The organism is Vibrio sp. 5S239, assembly GCF_041439575.1.
GTDB lineage: Bacteria > Pseudomonadota > Gammaproteobacteria > Enterobacterales > Vibrionaceae > Vibrio > Vibrio kanaloae.
The window spans coordinates 160848-177182 of sequence record NZ_JBGOOM010000005.1 but is presented as its reverse complement, the minus strand read 5'-3'; the positions used below and the strand labels follow the sequence as shown (position 1 = coordinate 177182).

Below are 16335 nucleotides of genomic sequence, written 5' to 3'. Positions count from 1 at the left end.
TCTAGGTTTTAGCCTAGGGTTACAACTGTGTGTATTCTATTTTTTTCTACCGCAAGTAAGCAACTTTAATCGATGCCAAGGATCCGCTTTACTGGCTTAAAGCTCTTACGGTAATGCTCGGTTACACCATGTTTTTCAATCGCTTCAAAGTGTGCTTTGGTCGGGTAACCTTTGTGCTTAGCAAAACCAAACTCTGGATGTAGCTTGTCGAGCTCTTCCATCTCTTGGTCACGAACCACTTTAGCGATAATAGACGCCGCACTGATCTCTGCCACTCGCAAGTCACCCTTCACAATAGCAAGACCGTCCATTGGCAAATCAGGAACGCGGTTACCATCGATCAGGGCCATATCAGGCTGGACGCTTAACCCTGCAATGGCACGCTGCATTGCGACCATGGTTGCTTGTAGAATATTTAACTCATCAATTTCTTTCGGAGAGCAACGACCAACCGACCATGCCAGTGCTTTCTCTTTTATCTCAGGAAGCAGTGCAAGACGTTTCTTCTCAGACAATTTTTTTGAGTCGTTTAAGCCTTCAATTGGGTTGTTTGGATCCAGAATAACCGCAGCTGTCACAACATCTCCCACTAACGGTCCACGCCCAACTTCATCCACGCCAGCAAACAACTGGTACCCTTGTGGGTACTCAAACGGAGGAAGCTCTTTTTTCTCTTTTACTGCCATGAAAATTCTCTTTGTAACCAATAAGTCAGTGCTTTATGGATCTGCACTTTATGATTAAATAAACTCTCGACCGATCAATTTCATCACCGCGTTAGCAGCTTGCTTATCAGCGCCTTTACGGATCCAATGATGCATCTCGGTAAAACGTTCGATCAAGCCATTGTTATCGGCAGACAGCATTTTATCGACAGATGGGAACAAGAAATCTGGATGGCACTCTTCAAGAATATGTTCTTTCACGATCTCTTCGCCCGCCAGAATATTCGGCAGTGATACAAACTCAGTGATAGCGAGCTTCTTGACAATGTAGCCCGTCAACTTATTCACTTTATAGCCAACAACCATTGGACGCTTTAGCAGCATACACTCAAGAGCAACAGTACCTGAAGCCAAAAGTACAGAATCAGCAGCAGTAATTACGTTTCTTGCAGTATCTTCCACTAACGTAAATTCAAGCTCTGGCGCTGTCGATTGCCAGATCTCAGTAAACTGTTCTTTACGCTGTTCATTAACGAGCGCAACAACAAAATTAATATCAGGGTATTTTTGCTTAATGCGCTGACAAGTCTCGATAAATGGTTGAGCAATCAACCCCATCTCACCACCACGACTGCCTGGTAATACAGCTAACCATTGCTTGTCTTGCTCTAAACCTAATAGCTCACGAGCGTCTTGTTTGCTTGGCTCCAAGGGAATTGCGTCTGCCAGTGTATGGCCAACAAACTCACAGGCAACGTTGTATTTATCGTAAAACGCTTTCTCGAATGGCAGAAACGCCAGTACCAAATCAGTTGCTTTATCGATTTTAAAGATACGCTTAGGACGCCATGCCCATACTGAAGGGCTCACGTAATGGACCGTTTTAATGCCTGCATTTTTAAGGTCTAGCTCAAGCCTCAGATTGAAATCGGGCGCATCGATACCAACAAATACATCGGGTGGGTTTTGAGTGAAATACTTCACCAGTTCCGCTTTCACTTTTAACAAGCGAGGTAAACGGCCAAGCACCTCAACTAAGCCCATAACAGCCAGCTCTTCCATCTCGAAAAGAGACTCACAGCCTAAAGCTTTCATTTTCGGCCCGCCTATGCCAACGAACTCAGCATTCGGGTATTGCAATTTAATCGCTTTGATAAAGCCTTCACCAAGCGTATCGCCAGACAGTTCGCCGACAACAATGCCTATGCGCAGTGGCTCATTCGAAATGAAGTCCGAACTATTAGTTGCTGCTTCTTGCTGTGCCATAGTTTTCCAATTCCCGTCTTGCCTAAAACAAAAAAGACCGCCTAACGAGTAGCGATCTTTTTTATACCAATCACACCAAGTATTAACGAATAATACCGCGCTCAGAGTTCTCTAGCATTTCTAGCATAGGGGCCACCGAAGTAAACTCTTTCGCCATTTCAACTAAAGCCGCTTTCGCTTCTTCAAGTGTTTTGCCTGAACGGTATAACTCTTTGTACGCTTTCTGTAGTGCTCGAATTTCTGGCTTCTCAAATCCGTTACGCTTCAAGCCCACTAGGTTAAGACCGAATGGAGCCGCGTGGTTACCCTGTGCAAGCACGTACGGCAGTACATCTTGAACAACTGCAGAACAGCCACCAATGTAAGCGTAAGAGCCAATCGAACAGAACGGGTGAATCGCAGAAAGTGCCATAACACCAGCGTAGTCGCCAACAGTCACGTGACCACCAAGGATAGCGTTGTTACCAATATGAGTATGATTACCAACAATAACATCGTGCGCTACGTGAGCATTAACACAAAGTAAGTTGTCATCACCAATCACTGTGGTTGCTTTGTCTTGAACCGTACCACGGTGGATTTGAACCGCTTCACGAATCACGTTACGATCACCGATCACAACGGTAGTCTCTTCGCCGCCGTATTTCTTGTCTTGGTTTTCTTCACCAATAACAGCGTGTGGGAAGATACGGTTTTCTTTACCAATGGTTGTGTGACCTTTGATCACAACATGCGACATCACTTCAGTGTCGTCACCAATAGTCACGTTACCAGCAATGTAAGTGAAAGGCCCAACCGTCACGTTAGCACCGATAGTTACATCACCTTCGATTACTGCTGCCGGGTGAATTTTCGCTGTTTCATGAATCATATTAAAACTCTCTACGAGCACATTTAAGTTCAGCTGAACATACAACTACGCCATCAACTTTAGCAACGCCGTTAAACGATGCGATACCACGACGCTCTTTTAAGAATTCAACTTCGATAACCAATTGATCACCTGGTACTACTGGCTTACGAAATTTAGCTTTATCTACGCTAGCAAAATAGTAAAGCTCATTACCTGAAGGTGAACCAAAAGATTTAAATGCAAGAAGACCTGTTGCTTGTGCCATTGCTTCTAAAATCAACACACCTGGGAATACTGGAAGCTTTGGAAAGTGGCCCGTAAACTGAGGTTCATTAACAGAAACATTCTTAATCGCGGTGAGTGTTTTTGCTTTTTCAAAGCTAGTCACACGATCAACCATTAAGAATGGGTAGCGATGAGGTAATAGTTCCTGAATTTCAGTAATGTTCATCGTTGTCTGTTCAGTAGTCAAAGTCGTATTCCTATGTATATTCTTTATTTAATTAGAAGGATTATAAACGAAAAAGACTCGCTGTACGCGAGCCTTTTATTAGAAATGCTGGAATTATGATTCCGCACTCTTCTCGATAAGTTTTTCAACGGTTTTCAGACGCTTGTTCATTTCATCAATACGATGTACACGCGTTGCCGTTTTACGCCAATCTTTATTTGGCTGTAAAGGAATACCCGAAGAGTACATGCCTTTCTCAGTGATGCTGCGCATTACCATCCCCATACCGGTGATTGTAACGCCGTCAACGATTTCAATATGACCATTAATCACACAACCGCCACCAATAATACAGTACTTACCTATCGTCGTGCTGCCAGCCACAATAGTACCACCAGCAAGAGCTGAACCATATCCGATGTGAACATTGTGAGCAATTTGAAGTTGGTTATCTAAGATAACGTTATCTTCAATCACTGTATCGTCCAAAGCACCACGGTCGATAGTAGTACACGCACCGATTTCTACTCGGTTACCAATACGAACTGAACCGACTTGCGGTATCTTAACCCACTCACCTTTCTCGTTCGCATAACCAAAGCCATCAGATCCGATGACCGTGCTTGATTGAATCAGACATGCTTCGCCAATCACAACTTCATGGTAAATGCTAACATTAGCCCACAGCTTAGTGCCGGTGCCAATTTTTGCGTTTTTACCAATGAAGCAGCCAGCACCGATGCTTACGTCATCACCAAGTACCACACCAGACTCAATCACAGCATTCGCACCAATAGACACATGTTGTCCAATGATCGCATCACCTGAAATTGAAGCTGAATCAGCAATAGCCGCAGCAGGTGCAGGAGTAGTATCAAGCGCTTGAGCCACTTTAGCAAAAGCAACATATGGGTCATTAACCACAATTACGTTAGTCTTACAAAGTTCACGCTCACTCTCTTTGACCATAATAGCGGATGCTTTACAGTCACCTAAGTGCTTGCTGTACTTCACGTTAGAAAGGAACGTAATGTTACCTTCTCGCGCTTTATCCATAGGAGCAACTGCTGAAACGGTAATAGTCCCGTCTCCATGTAGCTCTCCACCGGTAATTGTTGCCAATTCGGCTAAAGTCAGGTTCTTCATAAAAACTTATTTCAGTGCTTTAATTACTTTCTCAGAGATATTGTATTCTGGCTTGCCGTATTGCAAAGCTTGAATATCAACGATCATGTCGTAGCCTTCTTTCTCTGCAACTTTTGTTACAGCATCTTGAATCACTTTGAATAGCTTCTGTTTCTCTTGTGCTTCACGACGTTGGCTTGCTTTTTCTAGTGCTTGAGCTTTGATTTTGTACTTGCTGTCTAGTTGACCGACTTCGATACGAAGCTTCTCAACTTCGTCAGGACCTAGTAGCTCGCCATCACGCTTAAGCTTTTCAATCTTCGTTTTGGCTTCAGCTTGAATACTTTGTAGCTCAGCCGCTTTGTCTTTGAACTCTTCCTGCATTTTTTGAAGAACAACTTCGCGTTGAGGTAGAGCCTGGAATACTTGTGCAGTGTTTACATAACCCACTTTTTGCGCAGCTTCTGCCGCTGTTGCAAAGAAAGAAGAGCTAAGAACCACAAGGCCTAAACCTGCTGCTTTAATCATATTTTTCAAAATATTGTCCTTTAAATATTAGAAAGTTCTACCAATGGTGAATGAAAAGAATTCTTCGTCATCACCTTCGTAAATTTTAATTGGTTTCGCTAGAGAGAAAACCAGTGGGCCCATTGGTGACATCCATTGAAGCGCGGCACCATAAGATGAGCGGTAGTTTGTTGGATCAGAGTAGTCGTAGTAATACTGACGGCCACTATTAGGTGCGCCGCGATCTACGAATTCAGTATCCCATACACTTGCCATGTCAAAGAAGACACTGGTTCGGATCTGGCTACGAGCTTCGTCAGAAGCAAACGGTGTTGGTACGATTAACTCTAAACTTGCCAAAGCAACCGCGTTACCACCAACTGAATCATCGGTTGCAGAGCTATAAGTCGGGTTGTTCCCCGTACTGCTTCCGTAAACTGCTTTTGGGCCAGCTGAGTTAGAGCCAAAACCACGTAGGGTTGTAAAGCCACCCGCGTAGTAGTTCTCGTAGAATGGGAACAAATTATCGTTACCATCCGTTTGACCATAACCATTACCATAGCCTAATCGGCCGCGCATCAATAGTGTGAACTCATGCTTTTTGGTCAGCGGGATGTAATGTTTCACATCATACTGAGCTTTAAAGTACTTAGCATCAGAACCTGGTACTGTCATTTTAGCGAAAGCACGTTGGTGGTTACCCTCGGTAGGGAAGAAACCACGGTTAAGATTGTTACGAGTCCAAGAGATATTGATATCAAAGTCATCGGTTAAGATGTGTTCGTCACCATATTGATCAATACTTCGTGCAAACTGTTCAACCTGAATATAAGTCGGAACATTACCGATCTTGTTGTGCGTGTAGCCGACACCAAACTCAATACGGTTCAGCTCATCCATAGGGAAACCCCATGTTAGGCTTGTACCATAACTTTGGTTGGTATAATCGACAATACCCGCTTCAGATGCTTCAAATTCGTTATAGAAGACCTTACCACCTAAACTCACACCATCAAGGTTCCAGTATGGGTCACGGTAATCTAAGCTTATATTCTTTTGATAATCATTCATCATGGCGCTTACGCCAACGCGGTTACCTGAACCTGCAAAGTTGTCTTGTTGTAGGCCAACTTGGAAGCTCACACCTGACTCAGTACCATAACCGACACCAAAGTTAATACTGCCCGAGTTCGCTTCTTTAACGTTATAAACCAAATCGACTTGGTCTTCGCTGCCAGGAACACGAACCGTTTGTACATCTACGGTTTCAAAATAACCTAAACGGTTCAGGCGACTCTTACCGGTATCGATTGATTTCGAGTTGAGCCAGCTGCCTTCCATTTGACGCATTTCACGACGTAACACTTCATCTTTAGTTGAGTTGTTACCCGTAAAACGAATATCGCGCACGTAGATACGGCTACCCGCTTCTACATTGATAACGAGCGAAACTTCTTTCGTCTCGTCATTGAATTCTGGAATAGTACGAACTTGTGGGTAAGCATAACCAGACTCACCCAGAATACGCTTTACGCCTTCTTCTAGTGAAGTCACAGAGGAGCCGTTGTACGTATCGCCATCTTCAAATGGTACTAGAGCATCAAAATCCGCCTCGCGACCAATAAGCTCACCACGAAATGCGACATCTTTAACGGTGTAAGCTTCACCTTCATCAATACCCAGCGTGATATAAACGCCTTTCTTATCAGGGGAGATAGCAACCTGTGTTGAGTCCACTTTAAATTTAAGGTAACCACGATCAAGGTAGTACGACTTCAGCGCTTCTATATCGCCGGCTAAGACTTGCTTCTGGTACTTCTCATCCGCAAGGAAGTTCCACCATGAAACGTCTACATTGAGGTTGAAGCGGCTAAGCAAGTCAGCATCAGAGAAAACTTCATTACCGATAAAGTTGATTTGCTGAATCTTAGCGGACACACCTTCAGTAAACACAAACTTAAGGTCTGAACGGTTACGCGGCAAAGGCGTGACTACCGCTTTAACTGTCGCGTTATATTTACCAACACTGTAGTAAAAGTCTTCAAGACCTTTCTCTATATTACTCAGCGTTGTGCGGTCAAGCGCTTCACCTTCACGGACACCAGACGCATCAAGGTTCTGCTGAAGCTGCTCTTCTTTGATCGCTTTGTTACCAGAGAATGAAATACTTGCAATGGTTGGTCGTTCTTGAACTTGAACAATCAATACACCTTCATCACGAAGTACTTTAACGTCCTCAAAGTTACCTGATGCATACAATGCACGAATGATCTCAGATACGTCGCCTTCATCCACTTCATCGCCAATACGCACTGGCATTTTCAGTAGAGCAGCACCAAGTGCAACACGCTGTAAACCTTCGATCTTAATATCTTGAACTACAAAGTTTTGTGCTCCGTTCGCAGCCACACTAGTGGCCAATAGACTTGCGAACAGAATTTGCTTAATCGCCATACTTATTCTAATTATTCCTTGCTACTACCAATGCCTGTGAGAAACCATTCACAGACGAGTAAAATCGTTAAATATTGCCAGAGCCATCAAAGAGAAGAGGATCGCCCCTCCCACTCTGTATCCCATTTCCTGAACTCTCTCAGGTACCGGTTTACGAGTAACGGCCTCAATAGCGAAAAAGAGCAAATGTCCGCCATCAAGCATAGGCAGCGGAACTAAATTAATAATACCCAAGTTAACACTAATCAGAGCCAAAAAGCCTAAGAAGTAAACCAGACCGTAATCGGCGGTTGTACCTGCACCTTTAGCGATTGAAATAGGGCCACTCAAGTTATTTAAGCCAACATCGCCAACGATGAGCTTCTTAAGCATTGTCAGCGTCAAACCGATGATTTGACCTGTTTTATCAAATGCTTTTCCTACAGACTCAACTACACCAAATTGTAACTCAAAGCGATAATCTTCTGGCCATTCTGCGACTTCCGGAGCAATACCCGCATAGCCGATTGTAGAGCCGTCAGAAAGCTCTCGACTTTTTGGCGTCATAACTAATGACTTATCAATACCATTTCGCAACACCACCATGTCCAATGAGGTCACTGGGTTTGCACGAATAAGATCCACAACCGACTGCCACTGTTCAATAGATTGCCCGTTGATCTCAACAATTTTATCGCCGGCTTCTAGCCCTGCATTATATGCAGCACCATCATCAATTACTTGAGCAAGCACTGTCGATATCTCTGGAGAGTACGGTCTAAAACCAAGCGTTGTCATTGCAGATTCAGTTTCTGGGTTGAACGACCATTCTGAAATATCCAATGTCATTTGCTGTTCAAAGCCGATATCGTCTTGAGAAGCAACCGTTACTGTCATGGATTGATCACCTATATGAGATATCAACCCCATATTAACTGATTCCCAATCTGCGGTTTTGATTCCTGAAACAGATTTAAGTTCCATCCCAGTTTCAATTCCGGCTTGTGCGGCAATAGATTGTGGAGTCACTTCACCAATCACGGGCTTAACCGCTGGCACACCGATCAAAAATACCAACCAATATGCAAAAACAGCAAAGATAAAGTTAAATGCTGGACCTGCTCCTACAATCGCGGTTCGTTTCCAAAGTGGCTTTTTGTCAAAAGCGTACTGTTGTTGTCCTTCAGAGATATCATCAACACGGCCATCAAGCATTTTAACGTAGCCGCCCAGTGGGATCACTGACAGGCTATATTCAGTACCATCACGGCCAACTTTGCTCCAGATTGATTTACCAAAACCGATCGAGAATTTTTCAACTTTTACACCGCAACGACGAGCGACCCAGAAATGTCCAAATTCATGAACAGCAACCAGAATGCCAAGCGCTACAATAAAAGATGCGAAGTTCCACAGGATTCCACTCATGTTAGTTGCTCTTTAATAAATTGAATGGCTATTTGACGAGACATATTATCTAGCTCGAGAAGGCTTTCCAAGCTATCTAAGCTCTCAGAGTTATGTTGTTCACATACTTTGCTCATAACATGTTCGTTAATGACAGCAATATCGGTAAACTTCACTTGATTACTCAAGAAAGCGTCGACTGCAATTTCGTTTGCAGCGTTAATTGCCGTTGTTGCATGTTGCCCTAGATAGCAGGCTTCAATCGCTAACCTCAAACACGGATAACGACTAAAGTCTGGTTCTAAAAAGGTCAGCTCGCTCACTTTAGTGAAGTCCAAAGGCTTAACACCGGCTTCAGTTCGAGCAGGGTAAGACATCGTCAAGGCGATTGGTGTCGCCATATCGGGTTCGCCCATCTGAGCAAGCACAGAACCATCCTTATACTGGACCATAGAGTGAATCACAGACTGAGGATGAATGATGACCTTTAACTGCTCCTGAGAGGCATTGAATAACCATTTAGCTTCAATGTACTCTAAACCTTTGTTCATCATAGTCGCAGAGTCGACAGATATTTTAGGCCCCATAGACCAGTTGGGGTGTGCGATCGCTCTCTCTGGTGTCACAGACTCAAGCTCTTCAATATCGCTATAGCGGAAAGGACCGCCAGAGCCCGTCAAGAGAATATGGTTGATACCGTTCTCTTCCAAGTCACAACGACCTAGATTAGTTTGTACGTTTTGCGGCAGACATTGAAAGATAGCGTTGTGCTCACTATCGACAGGAAGAAGCTCAGCACCATACTTTTCTACAGCGTCAATGAACAGTTGCCCAGACATTACCAAGGCTTCTTTGTTAGCCAGTAAAATACGCTTACCCGCTTCAACCGCAGACATCGTAGGAAGTAATCCCGCCGCACCAACAATCGCAGCCATTACTGTATCCACTTCATCTAAGGAAGCGACCTTACACATGCCTTCAGCTCCTGAAAGCACTTGCACGTTCGGGTAATCCGCAGACAACATTTCAACCAACAGAGACGCTGCATCAGGGCAAGCCATAGCAACATAGCTTGGTTGCCACTTTTCAACTAGTGCCAGCATCTTTTTAACATTCGAGCCAGCAGCCAATGCCACAATCGAATAGAGGTCTGGGTTTTGCTCAACGACTTTTAGTGTACTTTCACCAATTGAGCCGGTAGCGCCAAGGATAGTTAGATTTCGCATCACATATGACCGTAGAAATGTAATAAAGGGCAGAATCACTGCCCTTTTTATTAGAATGCTAAATAAAGCAGAGCAAAGACAGGGAATGCAGCCGTTAAGCTATCTATTCTATCAAGTATACCACCATGACCAGGAATCAGATTACTGCTGTCTTTCACCCCAGAAACACGCTTAAACATGCTTTCAACAAGGTCACCAAGAACAGAGATAACGACGGTCACAAGAGTAATAACAATCATGTGGAAAGGGCTTGTAAACTGGATGTCAAACAAATCAGCAAAGATCCAAGCCACGATCACCGCAGTAATAATGCCACCAACCAGACCTTCAATCGTCTTATTCGGGCTTACCGCTGGCGCCATTTTACGCTTACCAAAACTCTTTCCTGCAAAATAAGCACCACTGTCTGCAGCCCACACCAGCAAGCAAACGAACATCACTAATTTTGCGCCATGGTAAGGATCAACATCGATACCGTTAGCACGCAAGATAACCACGCTCCAGAAGAAAGGAAGCAGAGTCAGGACACCAAACGCATGACGGAGTAGCAATGAATCTTTCCATGCAGGCATAGACTTAGGGTAAGTCACTGCCATACCACTCGCTATAACCCACCAAATCGATCCAATAGTTAGAATGGCGTAGTGAGCACTAGATAAGTTATTAAGGCTAAATGCATCAAAAGGAATAAAAGCAAAACTTGCAGCACTTATAACAACTGTTGGAATCAACGCTAAATAACGCGATTTACTTTCAACAAATTGAGTCCACTCCCAAAAACCCAACAGCGCAATGACTGATAGTGAAAGAATAAAAGTGGGAAGTGATAACTCAAAAATACCTAGAATAACTAGGGGAGCCAAAATCAACGCCGTAATAATTCGTTGTTTCAAACCAAAAAATCCTTATTAACTGTCCATCAGAGCTTTAATTTGCTCGCCGGTGCATCCAAAGCGACGCTCACGGTTTACAAACCAAGTCACAGCTTCAACTAAGCTGTCTTCATTAAAGTCTGGCCAGAATTGTTCAGTGAAATACATTTCAGCGTAAGCCAACTGCCAAAGCATAAAGTTGCTAATGCGGCACTCACCACTGGTGCGAATAAGTAGATCAACCTCAGGAATATCAGACATCGTAAGGTGTTGTGTAATCATAGCTTCATCAATGTCTTCTACATTAATATTGCCAGACTTTACCTTTTGAGCAATAGAGGTCATTGCTTGCTGAATATCCCACTTTCCGCCGTAGTTAGCCGCAATATTAATAACCATACCGGTATTAGTGCTAGTCAAAGCTTCCGCTTCTTCTATCTTCTTTTGTAGTCGATCATTAAAACGACTTTTATCACCAATAACACGAAGTTGTAGATTATTCTTATGAAGCTTTTTCACTTCGCTCGACAGCACTGAAATAAACAGTTCCATCAAGATTCCGACTTCTTCTTCAGGACGACGCCAGTTTTCACTACTAAATGCAAATAAAGTAACGGCTTTAATGCCAAGCCTGGCAGCAGAAGAGATGGTTTTACGAACAGCCTGAACGCCGTTTTTATGGCCAAAGACGCGAGGTTTGCCCTGAGCTTTTGCCCAGCGGCCATTGCCGTCCATGATGATAGCAATGTGTTTAGGAAGAGAGTCTGTGAACGCTTGAGAATTATGCATAAAAGAGTGAATCAAATTCTAATAGTCGAACAGAGTAGCATAAAAAAACGCTGAACAGTGAGTACAGCGTTTTTCCGGAAAGAAAAGAATATGGGAAGTTAAACTTCCATCAACTCTTTTTCTTTAGTGGCTAGAACTTCATCTACGTTCTTAACCGCAGCGTCAGTTAGCTTTTGAATTTCGTCTTGTGCTTTACGATCTTCGTCTTCAGAGATTTCTTTATCTTTAAGAAGCGCTTTTAGATCGCCATTCGCGTCACGACGGATATTACGGATAGCAACACGGCCACCTTCAGCTTCGCCACGAACAATTTTTACGAGGTCTTTACGACGCTCTTCCGTTAGCGGTGGAAGTGGAACACGAATAACTGTACCAGCTGACATAGGGTTTAAACCCAGGTCAGATGTCATGATCGCTTTTTCTACTAGAGGCGTCAGTGTTTTATCAAACACTGTAATTGCTAGTGTTCGCGCATCTTCAGCAATCACGTTCGCGACTTGAGTCAAAGGCGTTGGTGCACCGTAATACTCCACAGTAATGCCAGAAAGTAAGCTAGGGTGGGCACGACCCGTACGAATCTTTTGCAGGCTGTTTTTTAGTGCATCAACACTTTTTACCATGCGCTCTTGAGCGTCTTTTTTAATTTCGTTAATCACAATTTCACCTTGATTATGTTCTTTCTTCAAGAAAGCTTTTTATTTGGAGTGATAAGGATAAGCTTACTGAAGTAGAACACATCAGTAAGCCCGAAAAATTAGTCAGCGTCGCTGATTAATGTACCTTCAGTTTCACCCATAACCACGCGACGTAGTGCGCCTGGTTTATTCATGTTAAATACACGGATTGGCATTTTGTGATCACGTGCTAGCGTAAATGCAGCCAAATCCATTACTTTAAGTTCTTTATCAAGAACTGTATTGTAAGACAACGTATCATACAGCTCTGCTTCTGGGTTTGCTACAGGGTCAGCAGTAAATACACCATCTACCTTTGTCGCTTTTAGAACGACGTCAGCTTCGATTTCGATACCACGTAAACATGCAGCAGAATCCGTAGTAAAGAATGGGTTACCAGTACCAGCAGAGAAGATCACAACACGACCTTGACGTAGTTGACTGATTGCGTCTGCCCAATTGTAGTCGTCACACACACCTTTAAGAGGGATTGCTGACATTACACGTGCATTCACATAAGCACGGTGTAGAGCGTCACGCATTGCAAGGCCGTTCATTACCGTTGCAAGCATACCCATGTGGTCACCAACAACGCGATTCATACCGGCTTCAGCAAGACCAGCACCGCGGAAAAGGTTACCGCCACCGATAACAACACCGACTTGAACACCTAGTTCAACCAATTCTTTTACTTCTTGAGCCATACGATCCAAGATCGTCGGGTCAATACCAAAACCTTCTTCGCCTTGTAGTGCTTCACCGCTAAGTTTTAACAGAATACGTTGATACGCTGGTTTAGGGTTCGTAGTCATGGAGTTTACCTTCCAAAGAGTTGTGATTAACAGTCATGGATAAAAACTGAATAGCTCAGTTTGCATTCATAACAGCTAAAAAATAATTCACTATTCATAAAAAGACCGCAGCATTTGCCACGGTCTCTTTTCAAACAATACGCTAAGGATTAACCTTTTTGTACCGCTGCAACTTCGTCAGCAAAGCTCATTTCAGCTGCTTTCTCGATGCCTTCACCAACTTCTAGACGTACGAAGTTAGATACTGAAGCGCCTTTCTCTTTAAGGATAGCGCCAACAGTTTGCTTAGGCTCCATGATGAAAGCTTGACCAGTTAGAGAGATTTCGCCCGTGAATTTCTTCATGCGGCCAACAACCATTTTCTCTGCGATTTCAGCTGGCTTGCCTTCGTTCATAGCGATTTCAACTTGAACTGCTTTCTCTTTAGCAACTACGTCTGCAGGTACGTCTTCTGGGTTTAGGAACTCAGGACGTGATGCAGCAACGTGCATTGCAACGTGCTTAAGCGTTTCAGCTTCGCCTTCACCAGCAACAACAACACCGATTTTCTCGCCGTGACGGTAAGAAGCTAGAGCAACACCTTCAACGAATTGTACGCGACGGATGTTGATGTTTTCACCGATCTTAGTTACTAGTGCGATACGCGCTTCTTCAAATTTAGCTTGAAGATCAGCGATTTCTAGACGTTCTGCTAGAGCAACTTCAGCAACTTCGTTAGCGAATGCAAGGAAACCTGCATCTTTAGCTACGAAATCAGTTTGGCAGTTAACTTCAAGAAGAGCAGCTGCGCCGTTTGCTTCTTTGATGATGATTGCGCCTTCAGCAGCAACATTACCAGCTTTCTTAGCTGCTTTTGCTGCGCCAGATTTACGCATGTTTTCAATTGCTAGCTCGATGTCGCCTTCAGCAGCAACAAGCGCTTTTTTACATTCCATCATGCCCGCAGCTGTGCGTTCACGAAGTTCTTTAACTAGAGCTGCAGTTACAGTTGCCATTCTCTATTCCTCAGTAAATTCTAAAAAAGATAAAAAACAGGGGCCTCATTAATTGGCCCCTGATATTGACTGTATTCAGTTCCTCAAGCCATCTATTATGATTACTTAATGTGAACTAAATATGGCTCAGAGCCGCTATTATTCAGCTTCTACAAAACCGTCTTTTTCAGCAGCTACAGCAGCAACATCTTTGTTACGACCTTCTTTAACCGCGTCTGCAGCAGCATTTAGGTAAAGCTGTACTGCACGGATTGCATCATCGTTACCTGGGATAACGAAGTCAACGCCGTCTGGGTTAGAGTTAGTATCAACAATAGCGTAAACTGGGATACCTAGGTTGTTTGCTTCTTTAACTGCGATGTGTTCGTGATCAGCATCGATTACGAATAGAGCGTCTGGTAGGCCGCCCATGTTCTTGATACCACCAAGAGACTTCTCTAGCTTCTCCATTTCGCGAGTACGCATTAGAGCTTCTTTCTTAGTAAGCTTGTCGAAAGTACCGTCTTGAGCTTGCGCTTCAAGTTCTTTCAGACGCTTAATAGACTGACGAACAGTTTTGTAGTTCGTTAGCATACCGCCTAACCAGCGGTTGTTAACGTAGAACTGGTTGCTGTTGATAGCAGCTTCTTTAACAGCTTCAGATGCAGCGCGCTTAGTACCAACAAAAAGAACTTTACCTTTCTTCTCGCCAACTTTAGCGATTTCAGCTAGAGCGTCGTTGAACATTGGTACAGTTTTTTCTAGGTTGATGATATGTACTTTGTTACGAGCACCAAAGATGAATGGCTTCATTTTTGGGTTCCAGTAACGAGTTTGGTGACCGAAGTGAACACCAGCTTTAAGCATATCGCGCATTGATACAGTTGCCATTTTAAAATCCTCTATGGGGTTAGGCCTCCACATCCCCCATGAATCCGACCCCTAACAACTAACCACTTTTCAGCCGTTATCTGCGTTGTTGAGGCACCCCGGAACATGTGTCGGAATGTGTGTGATTTAAAGAAATAAGTTAGTGGACACAAGCTTGCTTCGCCAATTGGAGAAAACAGTCCTGACGTCCGGCGCGCTTTATACCATATTTTGTCTATCTGTGGCTAGCAAAAATTCTAAAAATGGCAACGACTATAATGAACGTTATCATCCGTTTTTACCTATAAATAGCGGCCTAAACCATTCACATCAACATCATCAAACAGAACGTTATTAACTTAGTTTGGAGTGTTTCCACCAGCATTGAATGGGTATGGGAATGTTGCGCTAAAATGCTGCACTGCTAGAATAGCCCAAATATGCACACTTAGGTGCTACCCAATTAAGAGATATGCAATGGCTGTAAAAATTAAAACTGCTGAAGAAATTCAAAAAATGCGCGTCGCTTGTAAGCTGGCTTCTGAAATTCTAGAGATGATCGAACCTCATATCCAAGTAGGTACAACGACAGAAGAGCTAAACCAAATCTGTCACGACTACGCAATGGAAAGAGGCGCATACTCAGCACCACTTGATTACCACGGTTTCCCTAAGTCAATCTGTACGTCCATCAACCACATTGTGTGTCACGGTATTCCAGCATCACAAGACGAGACGGGTAGCACGGGTCAATTCAAACCTGCGGTACTAAAAGATGGCGACATTCTGAACGTTGATATCACGGTAATCATACCTGATGACGAAAACGCAGACCTAAGCGTTCGTCCGCAAGGTTACCATGGTGACACATCTAAGATGTTCTTAGTTGGTGATGTATCACCGGCAAACAAACGCTTATGCATGGTTGCTCAAGAAGCCCTTTACGAAGGCATGCGTCAAGTTAAGCCTGGAGTTCAACTTGGTCAAATCGGTACTGCTATCGAGAAGTACATCAAAACAAACAATAAAAATAACCCACGCGCTAAGTTCTCGATCGTAAAAGATTACTGTGGCCACGGCATTGGTTCTGAGTTCCACGAAGATCCACAAGTGGTTCACTACAAAAACAACGACCGTACAGTACTAAGAGCGGGGATGTGTTTCACTATCGAGCCGATGATCAATGCGGGTAAGTTTGGTTGCCGCCTAGATGACGAAGACAGCTGGACAGTTTATACGGCAGACAGCAAGAACTCTGCTCAGTGGGAACACACTCTCGTTGTTACCGATACTGGCTGTGAAGTACTAACACTACGCAGCGATGATACCATTCCACGTATCATGAAAAACGCTTAGCTCATCAAACCGAGCGCACCAACCAGCCTTTTAAAAGTATCCTCGCGTTGTCGGG

16 protein-coding genes are annotated in these 16335 nt (G+C 43.8%); 1 reads left to right on the top strand and 15 read right to left on the bottom strand.

Annotated elements, in window-relative coordinates; translation table 11 throughout:
- Positions 1 to 65: 65 nt before the first annotated feature.
- The 15 genes from rnhB to rpsB all read right to left on the bottom strand — a co-directional run bounded on the left by rnhB (position 66) and on the right by rpsB (position 14945).
- Entirely contained in the window at positions 66 to 686 is a 621-nt protein-coding gene (gene rnhB, locus ACED48_RS06355) for a ribonuclease HII (RefSeq protein WP_017056316.1), read from the bottom strand.
- A 54-nt stretch (positions 687 to 740) separates the two neighbouring features.
- Complete coding sequence (gene lpxB / locus ACED48_RS06350) at positions 741 to 1931, bottom strand: lipid-A-disaccharide synthase (protein ID WP_017056315.1); 1191 nt, start codon at positions 1929 to 1931, stop codon at positions 741 to 743.
- 82 nt (positions 1932 to 2013) lie between these two features.
- Positions 2014 to 2802, bottom strand: a complete 789-nt coding sequence (gene lpxA / locus ACED48_RS06345) for an acyl-ACP--UDP-N-acetylglucosamine O-acyltransferase (RefSeq protein ID WP_017056314.1) — start codon at positions 2800 to 2802, stop codon at positions 2014 to 2016.
- 1 nt (position 2803) lies between these two features.
- Positions 2804 to 3256: a 3-hydroxyacyl-ACP dehydratase FabZ gene (gene fabZ / locus ACED48_RS06340; protein ID WP_029626974.1), complete on the bottom strand. Its 453-nt coding sequence runs from the start codon at positions 3254 to 3256 to the stop codon at positions 2804 to 2806.
- A gap of 93 nt (positions 3257 to 3349) precedes the next feature.
- Positions 3350 to 4381: a UDP-3-O-(3-hydroxymyristoyl)glucosamine N-acyltransferase gene (gene lpxD / locus ACED48_RS06335; protein WP_017056312.1), complete on the bottom strand. Its 1032-nt coding sequence runs from the start codon at positions 4379 to 4381 to the stop codon at positions 3350 to 3352.
- Between the two features lie 6 nt (positions 4382 to 4387).
- Entirely contained in the window at positions 4388 to 4888 is a 501-nt protein-coding gene (locus ACED48_RS06330) for an OmpH family outer membrane protein (protein WP_017056311.1), read from the bottom strand.
- Between the two features lie 27 nt (positions 4889 to 4915).
- Positions 4916 to 7321 carry an outer membrane protein assembly factor BamA gene (gene bamA, locus ACED48_RS06325; RefSeq protein ID WP_017056310.1) on the bottom strand — a complete coding sequence of 802 codons (2406 nt, stop codon included), beginning with the start codon at positions 7319 to 7321 and terminating at the stop codon, positions 4916 to 4918.
- A gap of 48 nt (positions 7322 to 7369) precedes the next feature.
- Positions 7370 to 8728 carry a sigma E protease regulator RseP gene (gene rseP, locus ACED48_RS06320; RefSeq protein WP_017056309.1) on the bottom strand — a complete coding sequence of 453 codons (1359 nt, stop codon included), beginning with the start codon at positions 8726 to 8728 and terminating at the stop codon, positions 7370 to 7372.
- On the bottom strand, positions 8725 to 9933 hold the full coding sequence (ispC, locus tag ACED48_RS06315; protein WP_017056308.1) for a 1-deoxy-D-xylulose-5-phosphate reductoisomerase: 1209 nt from the start codon (positions 9931 to 9933) through the stop codon (positions 8725 to 8727). The genes rseP and ispC overlap by 4 nt, the downstream gene beginning before the upstream one ends.
- 50 nt (positions 9934 to 9983) lie before the next feature.
- Entirely contained in the window at positions 9984 to 10826 is an 843-nt protein-coding gene (locus ACED48_RS06310) for a phosphatidate cytidylyltransferase (RefSeq protein ID WP_017056307.1), read from the bottom strand.
- A 15-nt stretch (positions 10827 to 10841) separates the two neighbouring features.
- Entirely contained in the window at positions 10842 to 11594 is a 753-nt protein-coding gene (locus ACED48_RS06305) for an isoprenyl transferase (RefSeq protein ID WP_017056306.1), read from the bottom strand.
- A 98-nt stretch (positions 11595 to 11692) separates the two neighbouring features.
- Complete coding sequence (gene frr, locus ACED48_RS06300) at positions 11693 to 12250, bottom strand: ribosome recycling factor (RefSeq protein WP_017056305.1); 558 nt, start codon at positions 12248 to 12250, stop codon at positions 11693 to 11695.
- Positions 12251 to 12348: 98 nt separating this feature from the next.
- Positions 12349 to 13080 carry a UMP kinase gene (gene pyrH / locus ACED48_RS06295; protein ID WP_017056304.1) on the bottom strand — a complete coding sequence of 244 codons (732 nt, stop codon included), beginning with the start codon at positions 13078 to 13080 and terminating at the stop codon, positions 12349 to 12351.
- Positions 13081 to 13229: 149 nt separating this feature from the next.
- A complete protein-coding gene (tsf, locus tag ACED48_RS06290) occupies positions 13230 to 14075 on the bottom strand; it encodes a translation elongation factor Ts (protein WP_017056303.1) in 846 nt (281 codons plus the stop codon).
- Between the two features lie 138 nt (positions 14076 to 14213).
- Positions 14214 to 14945, bottom strand: a complete 732-nt coding sequence (gene rpsB / locus ACED48_RS06285; protein ID WP_032547899.1) for a 30S ribosomal protein S2 — start codon at positions 14943 to 14945, stop codon at positions 14214 to 14216.
- A gap of 456 nt (positions 14946 to 15401) precedes the next feature.
- Here rpsB and map point away from each other — a divergent pair, with 456 nt between their 5' ends.
- Positions 15402 to 16280 carry a type I methionyl aminopeptidase gene (gene map / locus ACED48_RS06280; protein WP_017056301.1) on the top strand — a complete coding sequence of 293 codons (879 nt, stop codon included), beginning with the start codon at positions 15402 to 15404 and terminating at the stop codon, positions 16278 to 16280.
- The last annotated feature ends 55 nt before the right edge of the window (positions 16281 to 16335 follow it).

Excerpts from the sequence above, each read along its gene's own strand:
- rnhB (WP_017056316.1), bottom strand. The coding sequence starts at position 686 with ATGGCAGTAAAAGAGAAAAAAGAGCTTCCTCCGTTTGAGTACCCACAA.
- lpxB (WP_017056315.1), bottom strand. The coding sequence starts at position 1,931 with ATGGCACAGCAAGAAGCAGCAACTAATAGTTCGGACTTCATTTCGAAT.
- lpxA (WP_017056314.1), bottom strand. The coding sequence starts at position 2,802 with ATGATTCATGAAACAGCGAAAATTCACCCGGCAGCAGTAATCGAAGGT.
- lpxD (WP_017056312.1), bottom strand. The coding sequence starts at position 4,381 with ATGAAGAACCTGACTTTAGCCGAATTGGCAACAATTACCGGTGGAGAG.
- ACED48_RS06330 (WP_017056311.1), bottom strand. The coding sequence starts at position 4,888 with ATGATTAAAGCAGCAGGTTTAGGCCTTGTGGTTCTTAGCTCTTCTTTC.
- bamA (WP_017056310.1), bottom strand. The coding sequence starts at position 7,321 with ATGGCGATTAAGCAAATTCTGTTCGCAAGTCTATTGGCCACTAGTGTG.
- rseP (WP_017056309.1), bottom strand. The coding sequence starts at position 8,728 with ATGAGTGGAATCCTGTGGAACTTCGCATCTTTTATTGTAGCGCTTGGC.
- ispC (WP_017056308.1), bottom strand. The coding sequence starts at position 9,933 with ATGCGAAATCTAACTATCCTTGGCGCTACCGGCTCAATTGGTGAAAGT.
- ACED48_RS06305 (WP_017056306.1), bottom strand. The coding sequence starts at position 11,594 with ATGCATAATTCTCAAGCGTTCACAGACTCTCTTCCTAAACACATTGCT.
- pyrH (WP_017056304.1), bottom strand. The coding sequence starts at position 13,080 with ATGACTACGAACCCTAAACCAGCGTATCAACGTATTCTGTTAAAACTT.
- tsf (WP_017056303.1), bottom strand. The coding sequence starts at position 14,075 with ATGGCAACTGTAACTGCAGCTCTAGTTAAAGAACTTCGTGAACGCACA.
- rpsB (WP_032547899.1), bottom strand. The coding sequence starts at position 14,945 with ATGGCAACTGTATCAATGCGCGATATGCTTAAAGCTGGTGTTCACTTC.
- map (WP_017056301.1), top strand. The coding sequence starts at position 15,402 with ATGGCTGTAAAAATTAAAACTGCTGAAGAAATTCAAAAAATGCGCGTC.